At 42.1% G+C, this 9741-nt stretch carries 12 protein-coding genes; 4 read left to right on the top strand and 8 right to left on the bottom strand.

Annotated features, from left to right (window positions below):
* Positions 1–1071 (top strand): AI-2E family transporter (locus ACCM36_RS05135; RefSeq protein WP_370572676.1); only part of this gene is annotated, 1071 nt, incomplete at its 5' end.
* A gap of 16 nt (positions 1072–1087) precedes the next feature.
* Here the strand turns inward: ACCM36_RS05135 and ACCM36_RS05130 are convergent.
* The 3 genes from ACCM36_RS05130 to larA form a co-directional block, all read right to left on the bottom strand.
* Positions 1088–1972 (bottom strand): DMT family transporter, encoded by an 885-nt coding sequence (locus tag ACCM36_RS05130; protein WP_370572675.1) that lies wholly within the window; start codon positions 1970–1972, stop codon positions 1088–1090.
* A 39-nt stretch (positions 1973–2011) separates the two neighbouring features.
* The gene (locus tag ACCM36_RS05125; RefSeq protein WP_370572673.1) at positions 2012–3619 is read right to left on the bottom strand and encodes a DEAD/DEAH box helicase; all 1608 of its coding nucleotides are present in this window, start codon (positions 3617–3619) and stop codon (positions 2012–2014) included.
* Positions 3620–4316: 697 nt separating this feature from the next.
* On the bottom strand, positions 4317–5555 hold the full coding sequence (gene larA, locus ACCM36_RS05120; protein WP_370572677.1) for a nickel-dependent lactate racemase: 1239 nt from the start codon (positions 5553–5555) through the stop codon (positions 4317–4319).
* Positions 5556–5964: 409 nt separating this feature from the next.
* Between larA and eif1A the strand changes: the two genes are divergently transcribed.
* The gene (eif1A, locus tag ACCM36_RS05115; RefSeq protein ID WP_370572672.1) at positions 5965–6303 is read left to right on the top strand and encodes a translation initiation factor eIF-1A; all 339 of its coding nucleotides are present in this window, start codon (positions 5965–5967) and stop codon (positions 6301–6303) included.
* A 102-nt stretch (positions 6304–6405) separates the two neighbouring features.
* Here the strand turns inward: eif1A and ACCM36_RS05110 are convergent, their stop codons facing one another.
* Entirely contained in the window at positions 6406–6612 is a 207-nt protein-coding gene (locus ACCM36_RS05110) for a TRAM domain-containing protein (RefSeq protein ID WP_370572671.1), read from the bottom strand.
* A 236-nt stretch (positions 6613–6848) separates the two neighbouring features.
* On the opposite strand from ACCM36_RS05110, the gene ACCM36_RS05105 reads away from it, so the two are divergent.
* Positions 6849–7022, top strand: a complete 174-nt coding sequence (locus tag ACCM36_RS05105) for a hypothetical protein (protein ID WP_370572670.1) — start codon at positions 6849–6851, stop codon at positions 7020–7022.
* Positions 7023–7254: 232 nt separating this feature from the next.
* Here ACCM36_RS05105 and ACCM36_RS05100 read toward each other — a convergent pair whose 3' ends face one another.
* From ACCM36_RS05100 to ACCM36_RS05085, 4 genes are all read right to left on the bottom strand, one after another.
* On the bottom strand, positions 7255–7434 hold the full coding sequence (locus tag ACCM36_RS05100; protein WP_370572669.1) for a hypothetical protein: 180 nt from the start codon (positions 7432–7434) through the stop codon (positions 7255–7257).
* A 168-nt stretch (positions 7435–7602) separates the two neighbouring features.
* A complete protein-coding gene (locus ACCM36_RS05095) occupies positions 7603–8001 on the bottom strand; it encodes an ACT domain-containing protein (RefSeq protein ID WP_370572668.1) in 399 nt (132 codons plus the stop codon).
* 17 nt (positions 8002–8018) lie between these two features.
* Positions 8019–8648, bottom strand: coding sequence for a type 1 glutamine amidotransferase family protein (locus ACCM36_RS05090; protein WP_370572667.1), 630 nt, complete (start codon positions 8646–8648; stop codon positions 8019–8021).
* 26 nt (positions 8649–8674) lie between these two features.
* Positions 8675–9352 (bottom strand): dihydrofolate reductase family protein, encoded by a 678-nt coding sequence (locus ACCM36_RS05085; RefSeq protein WP_370572666.1) that lies wholly within the window; start codon positions 9350–9352, stop codon positions 8675–8677.
* Positions 9353–9522: 170 nt separating this feature from the next.
* Here ACCM36_RS05085 and ACCM36_RS05080 point away from each other — a divergent pair.
* Positions 9523–9741, top strand: a 219-nt coding sequence (locus ACCM36_RS05080; RefSeq protein WP_370572665.1) for a peptidase U32 family protein, incomplete at its 3' end; no start/stop codon positions are given.

Genomic DNA, 9741 nt, shown 5'->3' with positions numbered 1-9741 from the left:
ACTGTTACTATTTTATACTATTCCTGCATAATACCATTCATGGAACGCCCCTTTAAGATGGCAATGGCACTTTTGATGCTGGCTGTGCTTGCAGCTGTGCTTATACATGCTCTGTTGCCATACATCAATGCATTCCTGGGAGCATTCATCCTCTATGTGATCCTGCGTCCCTTATATCATTTTATGGTAAAGAGGGTCCATTTATCAAAAGGCATTTCTGCCCTAATGACCATTTTTCTATCCTTCATACTCATACTGGTGCCTTTATATTTCCTGCTCTCGACCATAGCCACGGAAATACAGAATGCCTTACAATATATCAATTCCATTCCAATCTATGCTGAGGTTGTGCGCAGTTTCCTGGAGAACCTGCATCTGGAACAATTGCCTATAGACCTTGACATTAAGACAAAGATCGTAGAAATAGCTTCTTCCATTGCCAATTATAGCAGTGTGGTATTGCTTAGTGCAGTACAAAGTCTGGGACAGCGTGCAGTAGAATTCACTATAATGTATTTCCTGCTATATTACCTGTTGACAGAAGAAGATTCGAGTTTTGCCAGGAACCTCTATTCAGCCATTCCTTTCAACAGGGAAAACTCTGACAAACTGCTGGAAGAGTTCAGGGTGATCGTTAAAACCACTCTTGTTTCTTCCCTTATCATAGCTATCATCCAGGGGGGGTTGCTTACTGTAGCCTTTCTCCTGCTGGGCATACAGGGTGCAATTCTCTGGGGCGCGCTTGCAGCGCTCATGTCTTTCATTCCCCTGGTAGGCGCCACGGTCGTATGGCTTCCCGCAGTCATCATCCAGCTCATCCAGCAAGATTACTTTGCTGCAGTGGGAATTCTTTTTGCAGGGATTGTTGTAAGTACCATGGACAACTTTGTGAGGCCTTTCATTCAAAAACAACTTGGATCTATTCATCCCATGATCTCTCTTCTAGGTATCATCATAGGTATCAATCTGTTCGGCCTCATAGGTTTAGTAGTGGGACCGCTTTTACTATCTTATTTCCTGTTGGTTGCGAGAATGTTCAACGAAGAATATATTGCAAACAAGCATTTCTGAGCAATGTCTTAAAATTTTAGTTTGCATTTGGCATAGGCACATTCTTAACCGATGCCAGTGCAGCCCCCAGCAGAATGAAAAAGCATCCTGCCATCGTATTAAAGAAGACAGGAGTGTGTAAAAGTAAATGGTCGAAGAAAATTACACTTACAGGCTCCATAAGGGCAATTATGCTGCTGGTCTGGGCTGGCAATTTGGACATCCCACTGATATATAGTATTGAAGCAACTGCTGTGTTCACAAATGCGAAAAGGACTATCATCACCATGTTCTCTGCAAGTGAGGGCAGAGTAACGTCCAAGGCAGCGGGAGCAAGCACCAATATGCCAATGAAAGTTGACCAGAACAACTGTGCAGGACCGGTATAATCATCCTTAAGGTACCTGACAGTAAGGATAACTCCTGCAAATGACATGCCGGAAACAATGCCTGCAATGATCCCGATGAGATCTTTTCCCCAAAAATCTACCTGGGACACTATACCGGCAGGATCTACTATGAATATAATGCCTGCAAGTGAGAACAGCAATGCTATCACTCCCAGGGTCCTTACCTTTTCTTTAAGGAACACCGGCGAAAGCAATGTCACATACATAGGAGCTGTGTAAAGGAGCAGTATCGCAACTGACAGCGTAGTGTACCGGATACATATAAAATAAGCAAAGATCGTGACTGTATTGAATAACCCCAGCAGCAACAGGTAATTTTTTCTCTTTGCAGGCCGAAGCAAGGCTGTTCTGCCAGTCATCAAAAAGTAGATGGCAAGAAAGACGATCCCTGCAAAATGCTTGTAGAAAATAATACTGCCTGTGGACATTCCATGAATGTTTGCAAGGAATATCCCGACAAGGCCAAAAAGTATGCTGCCACTGATCAGTTCAAGATATGCTTTTTGGGACATATTTATTTAGACTTCGCATTGAGCTGGCAGTTAGATCAGTTATCCCTTAACCTTATTTTCCCTTACATTACTGTTCATTGCTAATTCCACGAAGGGCCTGTTCCTTTTTCTCATATCTGCAAATCTTTTAAGCAGCAGATCAGCCTGATTTTGGGGAACTGTAACAAAAGAGAACTTGGAGAACACTTCAATGGTCTCAAGTTCCAGATCATTTATGCCCGATTCCCTGCTGAGGAAATCTGGCATTTTTTCAGGGGTCATGCCTTCATAATCCCCTATGGCTACAAAAAGCCGTACCTTGCCCTTATCTGTTTTTGAACTACCGGCATCCAGTTCAGGATAATGATCCTCCTCCAGAGTATCCTGGAAGTAATATTTAAGAAGAGATGCAACTACAACATCAGGATCTTGTCTATCCAGTAGTTCATTTGCCATCTTCAGGAAATCCTGATACTCTCCGGATTTAATCAGCTGTCCGAGATCTCTTTTAAAGTTTTTCGTACGGGTACTTACAACCTCTTTTGCAGATGGTATCTTTTCCGGCCGGACCTCAGCATTTGCTGCTCTTACGAACGATTCGAACCTCCGTGAATCAGCGGGAGTAATGAAAGTGATTGCTGTACCCTGTTTTCCTGCTCTGCCTGTGCGGCCTATCCTGTGAATATACGATTCTGCATCCTGAGGTAAGGAATAATTGATCACATGGGTGAGTTCCACCACATCGATCCCCCTTGCAGCCACATCTGTCGCTACGAGAATATTGAGTCCCTTGCTCCTGAACTTTTTAAGGATGCCTTCCCTCTGGTCCTGAGTCAGGTCTCCATTAAGGGCATCAGCACCATATCCTCTTTCTCCAAGTCTTTGTGCGATCTCAGTAGTATCACTTTTAGTATTACAGAAGACGAGTCCGTAAAAGCCATCGTTGATATCGATAAGCCTGCACAGCGCCTCAAATTTTTGCTCTTCGGTAAGTTCGAAATAGACCTGGTCAGTGAACTCTGCAATAAGATCTTCCTGGGACACTGAAACATAGTCATGGTTTCGCATGTGCTTTTTAGCAAGCTTGAGAATAGGTGTGGGCATAGTTGCTGAAAACAGCAGCATTTGCTTGTTCTCATTTGTGCTCCTGAAGATCTTCTTCACGTCTTCTATAAAACCCATGTTAAGCATCTCATCGGCTTCGTCAAGCACAAGATAGGAGATAGAATCCAGTTTTATATTTCCTTTTTCCAGATGATCGATGATCCTTCCGGGAGTACCTACAACCAGGTCAGTGCCCGAAGTTAGTGTCTTAAGCTGCTGTTTGATCGACTGGCCACCGTACAAAGGCGCTATCATTATATTTTTATCACCTTTGAGAGATTCAAGTTCTTCAGATACCTGAAGTGCCAGTTCTCTTGTGGGGGTCAGGACTAAAGCCTGTATGGAACCTGTATTCCTGGTCAGTTTTTCAATAATAGGAATACCGAATGCAGCAGTCTTTCCTGTACCGGTTTGCGCCTGGCCTATGATATCGCGGTCTCCTTTCATAAGGAGGGGGATCACATGTACCTGGATAGGAGTGGGTTTGAAGAAACCTTTCTTTTCCAGAACATCCAGCATGTTCTGGGATAGATTGAACGCTTTGAAACTCTCGAATTTTGTCATAAACTCACTTTGATCCTGCAATATTTTTAGAATGCAAACCCACTGCTATAAAATTAGGGGATCAGCAAAACTCTGTCATTGCTTCAGGTACTTAGAATAACAGAACTCATGTATATAAAGTAGCCTCGAAAAAGTGCATGAGCAAAAAACAAAATGAGGAGGTTTTACCTCCCAATTCAAAATTATGTTATTGAATCGACTTATTTCTTTTTCTGACCTTTTGCAGGTGCTTTTGCTGGTTCTGGGGTTTTTGCTCCCTTCTCCGGAGCTTTTGCTCCCTTCTTCTGCTCTTCCTTCTTTGCCATTCATCTCACCTCCAGCTGGAGAAATACCATTTTGCCCATCACATGATATTTTGAGGCAATTCAACAGGCTGTACAAGGTTCTTTGCAGTTTTCATACCGCATTGACCATTTAAAGCCATTAGCAGACTTTATCGATTGATATAACTTAGATTTGATTCCAGTTACACAATCTATTATCTTCTGTATTTTCAATATATATAAAACTACTGTATTTTCCCTTTTTTCATTATCTAAGTTCCCGTTGACTTCAAAATGCACTTAAAAATCAGAGTTCAAAGTATCATCTGCGGTAAATAATCTGAACTCTTTTCAAGTAACCCGAAATACCCACTGGTCTAAAAACCGATATGAGCTACCACATCTCTCAGTAACAATAGGAAAGGTAAGTTCCGTCATTTTACAAGAGGCACTGTCAAGCTGCCCTGTGGAAGGATCACTGCGTAAGGTTCCTTTCCTGCAGCACGGGTGGCAGCTATCGCCTTGTCAAAAGTTTCCTGCAGGTCCGTGTGAGGCTGAAGCCTGGCCATCTTTAAAGTATCAGTATCAAGATCTGAGACAGCCCACATCTGTGCATGCATTCCTATCTGTACCATCTTGGCAGCTTTATGATAACCAAGCTTATAGCCTTCAGCTATTTTCTTCATTACATCTTCAGATGTCTGGGCACAGCAAAGCAGTTTAAGGAAAGTGTCGTCCCCAATTCCATCCCTGCATTTGGAAACAAGTATGATCGTACCACCATTTTCCAGTGCCAGTTTTCCGTTTTCCAGGGCTTTCTGGGACTGGTACAGGTCGATATCCATGGGATATGGAGCCACAGTGAGGACTATGTTCCCCCTCCGACTGCAGGGCGTACAGAAAACCTCATTTGCTTTTTCCACTGCCAGTTCAAATGACAGTTTGAGATCCCCTGCCACCATAGCATATAATCCATGATCCGCTGTCAGGACAGTCTGTATGGAGAATACATGCAGGTCCTTCAATACCTTCATGGCATCTTCCATATCCTCAGCCACCGGATTCCCTTCCAGGGCAAGTGGTGCAGCCTTGTCGGAAAGAGCATGCATGTGGTTCATTTCTATAGTCCTGTAAGCAGCAACTCCCGGAAGGAATGACTTCCTTCCACCTGTGTAGCCTGCAAAGTAGTGCGGTTCCACACTGCCTATTACCAGGATGTTCTTAGTTTCAGTGACAAGCCTGTTCAGGTACATCTCGGTTCCGTTGCTTGATTTTCCCAGATATACCATATCTTCATCTTTGCGTGCATCATGCACATGTATCTTGCTTTGGAACTCATCAAGGAACTCACCAAAAATATACCTCAACTCATCTTCAGTAGGTCCTCTGTGTGCTCCGGTGGCGATCAGGAACTTTACTTCAGGATGGTCCTTCAGAAGAGAGTATAGTTCTTTTAGCACCTTTGATGTGGGAGTAGGCCTGGTGGCATCGTTCACCAGGACCAGTAACTTATTGCTCTTCCGTACAAAACTGACAAAGGATTCCATTCCTGCAGGTTCTTTCAGAGCCTGTGCTATGACCTCCGATTCCTTGCCGACCTTTACATTGGCCGGAGCAATGATCTCATGAGGAATAGTAACATCCAGGTCGATATATTCCTGGCCATAAGGTATCTTTATTATAATGAGGATCTCTCCTTAGTTGAAATCTGTAATTTTGATATATTATACTTGATAAACAAGTGGCATATCTTAAAAGACTTTATTTTGATGTGCATCATATGACAGGTTTTTCTGCCGCATAAGCAATAGGATTTATTTAACTATTGCAGTCTCTTTATGCGTTCAAGTTATATAGTTTAGGCCAGTGTATATAGTAGCAGAGTAAAGTTGTATAATTATCATTGAAGATTGTCTTTTTCTGAATGTAATGTATGGTTTTGTTCTGAAAGCGTTTAAGCTCAGAAGTGATTATAGGTTGATGTTTTTAGCGTCTCTGTGACAATCCTGTAATTCTTCTTACTCTATTTAGATGATAGAGCACAGCAGTTATTCAACGTAAAATTTAAAAGGTGGAATTAGTTTGGCAAATTATAGAAGCAATAATCGGAAGAAAAATTCACAAAGTGGAAGTAGCAGCCCGGAACAGATCACAAAAGTGCGCACCCCTCGCCAAAGAGATAATGAAGTGTTTGCTACGGTTTCCAGCCTGCTTGGGGCTAATAGGGTAAGACTGCAGTGTATGGATGGTATTGTGCGCATGGGCAGGATCCCGGGATCCAAGAAAAAAAGTATGTGGGTAAGAGAAGGAGATCTGGTGATCGCTACACCATGGGAAATACAGGATTCAAAAGCCGATGTTATCTGGAGATATACCCGGCCACAGGTAGACTGGCTTTCACGGAAAGGCTTCCTAAAATGATCTGAAGCAGCCTTATATATGCTTTTTTAACTTTTATGGATAAAAGAAAAAGAGATAAGGAAAATCAAAATAATTGATCTTCCTTAGAATCTGATTTTATTATTACTCTACAACTTCAGCAAATGCGAACTTGCGCATGACCTTTGTTACCTTTATGGTTACTTCATCGCCCACAGATGTGCCCGGAACGAAGATAACGAAACCGCTTACTCTGGCAATCCCGTCGCCTTCTTTTGCAATATCTTCAATGGTTACTTCGTATTCCTTTCCAGCATCAACTGGAGCAGTTGATTCATTATTGTTGAACAACTATTTCACTTCCTTTACAAATAAGCTTAAAAGGTGCACTTGCTGGAAGCATACGGAAAATAGCAGTTACAAAGTAATACCATTAAAAGCCTTATGTTCTCAAAACAGTTACACTCTCAAAGCAAAGATAACCATGCAATATAGATATATAAATTTTTGCAGGAAAAACGATGAAACCAAATATTTAGACCATCTGCTCTATCTTTCCGGTATAATATTTTGCTGCATATATCTATATGCCTCACAAATTATTATCAGTTACAGTTAACAAAGAAGATTTTTATCTCAAAAGACTGCAGGAAAAATATGGTCTGGAAGTAATTGTGCCGGAACCCGGCGGGAGGCATGCAGTGTATGATATAATCTTCAATGAGCTTTGTCTGGGACCATTGACCCTGTATCAAAGATGAAATACCAGGAAATCATAAATGCCCTCGTACAAAATGGAGCTCAGGGTATAAGTGTTGGGTTGTACTGAAATACCCATGCTTATCAAGGATGATGTGGAGGTCTCTGTGTTCGATACCACTGCCATCCACGCAACTGCGGCCATAAAAAAGCATTAGGTAGCTGTAGTGACCATTTTGGCTTTGTACAGAACCCAATTTTCATTTTTAACTGCATTTCTTTTTTTTCAATACATTAATACGGCTCGATGGCAAGTTTTGCAGCCTCATGGTCTTCACCTTGGGCTTTCCCATCAACAATAGTTCTGACCCTATTGGACCTGAAGCAGTTGGGGCATCTTCGGACAAGCTGATGGCTTTGAATAGCTGCAAAGAACTCTTTTTTACAGTTATAACAAGTTACGATTATGTTCATATTCAACCCCTAATAGAAATAGGGTGTGTAAGAATATAAGGTTATTATTGTTATTAAATTGAATAATATAGACAAAGACATAAATGTCCATTTAACGATGTCTGTACTTTATATTACATAACATTATTACGGGACATCTATTACCTCAAGAACCTATGAGCCACCATTTCACTGGATCATACACCCATGTGACACAAGTGCATTTATAGCATTTTTAAGGTTTACTTCCTTCACAAGTATGTGATCAGTGTCGTATGTGGAAATAGCAAAGATGCTGACCCCGGCATCAGCAAGAGCTGAACTGAGCCGGGCAAGTATGCCGGTAAGAGAGAAATCAAGAGGTCCTTCAACCTTCAGGCATTTCCACCCATTTTCACAAACCATTTGTGATTCGATATCTTCAGGCACTGAATTCTGAGAGCAGACGATCGATAGCTCTTCTTCGGCCCTGGTAATTGAAAAGAATGTGCCTGCTGTAGCCCATTTGGGAATCACCTGAAATGGTTCCAGCCTAAAGATGCAAAAAAGGCCATCCAGTACTTTAAGTTTAAGGTTATATTGTTCCATGGTTCTATTTTGTGACCTCAGTCCTGTAAAGAATCCATGAGTGCATAAAAGTATTTTGCATCATGCGTCAGATATAGTTTATACCAAGCCTCAAGTGTTTGAGGAGAAAACACATCTAAATCCTGCAAAACCTCACGGGTAAATTCAAGTGGAGCAACTCCTGAAGCAGTGATAAGTTCGCCATCAGTAAAGGCAGGTTCCTGAAGATAGAATGCTTCACCGGTATAACCGGGAGAAACTGCTTTCATATAACCAGGATCATTGCCGGTATGTTTCCGATCATTTAACAAACCAGCCCGGGCCAGGCCTACCGTTGCACCGCAGATAGCAGCAACAAGAACTTTAGCCTTCAGGAACTCTTTCACTTTTTCCATAATAGGATCATGGATCGGCTCAAGCCATGTATTGCCACCGGGTAAGATCAAAAGACCAGCATTATTGGAAGTGCAGGATTCAAGTGCAATATCCGGTATGATATGCACACCACCCATGGTAACTATCGGCTCCGTTGTCAAACCGACCGTTCTTACCGTATATCTTGTTGTCCCTTTCTTAAAATACCTCCCTGAATGTAATTCAGCGGTCACGTAGCCGATCTCCCAGTCCGCCATGCTGTCAAAAACATAAAGATAAGCGATCTTATTCATTTTTGGTCCCTCTATTAAATAATCCTTCATTCGTGTTTTACCCTGTACATCAGCCAGAGGTGATCGTTTTCCAGGACCTCCTGTTTTACCATTTCAAGCTTCAGCCCTCCACTTGGAGAATGCAGTTTGCTGAAAAGATTAACAGAAATGTTTCCTACAATCACAGGAGACACCAGCAGACTGATCTCATCCACAAGTCCCTGTTCAAGAAGCTGGCAAGTAAGAGTCACACCTGCATCTGTTGTTATTGTTTTTACTCCGTACCTCTGAGACACCAATTCAAGGCCTTTGCGCAGGTCCACATTATCATGTCCAACTACAAAATGATCATAATTTCTTTCTTCGAGGTATTTGATGTACGATGATGGTGTGCTCTCTGCAAGCAGTACAACAATATCCCTGCAATGTTCGTATCTTCTCAATACATGCAGCCTTCCTTTAAGAATGCCCTTTGAGTCCGGTATTACCCACTGTACACAGTACTGAGATTTATCAAGAGGCTTTATATAATCCGAAGCTTCCTCCTGCGGTGGTTCCGGGTAGAACATTTCTATACCTGTTCTGGCAGTGTTGGAGCCTACTAGTACCATTTCTGCATTGAAACCGGAAGCTATATGATAGAATAATCCCAGGTTCGGCTCGAAATGCAGAATAGAACCGTCAAGGCTGATGGCGTTGTGCATTATGACTTTTATTCCTTCCAACTATATCCCTCACAAGTTTGGGTATCCATTAACAATATGTAAATATCTCTTCAATTTACATGTAGATGTCTGCTAAATATGCTTATCTGTTCATCTGTCAACCTTTTTATAGTGAAAGTCCCTTCACTTGAAGAAAGCAAAGTACTTTTAGCCAAGGATCCGGGAAAAAGATGAAGGCATCAACAACTGAAAATAAATGCAGACCACCAGAGATACTGGCTCCTGCAGGGGATATGGAGGCATTGAAGGCAGCTGTCAAAGGAGGAGCTGATGCCGTTTATCTGGGCGTAGGCGAGTTCAATGCACGCCAGGGTGCTACTAATTTTACCCTTGAGAACCTGGAAGAAAGTATAGACCTTGCTCATTCTTACAGTGTCAAGGTGTTCCTT

Origin of the sequence: Methanomethylovorans sp., assembly GCF_041305605.1 — an archaeon.
GTDB lineage: Archaea > Halobacteriota > Methanosarcinia > Methanosarcinales > Methanosarcinaceae > Methanomethylovorans.
This window is presented reverse-complemented; position numbering and strand designations above follow the sequence as displayed.

Bases quoted from the DNA above. Each gene is read 5' to 3' on its own strand.
- ACCM36_RS05130 (WP_370572675.1), bottom strand. From the start codon at position 1,972: ATGTCCCAAAAAGCATATCTTGAACTGATCAGTGGCAGCATACTTTTT.
- ACCM36_RS05125 (WP_370572673.1), bottom strand. From the start codon at position 3,619: ATGACAAAATTCGAGAGTTTCAAAGCGTTCAATCTATCCCAGAACATG.
- ACCM36_RS05105 (WP_370572670.1), top strand. From the start codon at position 6,849: ATGCCTCACAAATTATTATCAGTTACAGTTAACAAAGAAGATTTTTAT.
- ACCM36_RS05100 (WP_370572669.1), bottom strand. From the start codon at position 7,434: ATGAACATAATCGTAACTTGTTATAACTGTAAAAAAGAGTTCTTTGCA.
- ACCM36_RS05095 (WP_370572668.1), bottom strand. From the start codon at position 8,001: ATGGAACAATATAACCTTAAACTTAAAGTACTGGATGGCCTTTTTTGC.
- ACCM36_RS05090 (WP_370572667.1), bottom strand. From the start codon at position 8,648: ATGAATAAGATCGCTTATCTTTATGTTTTTGACAGCATGGCGGACTGG.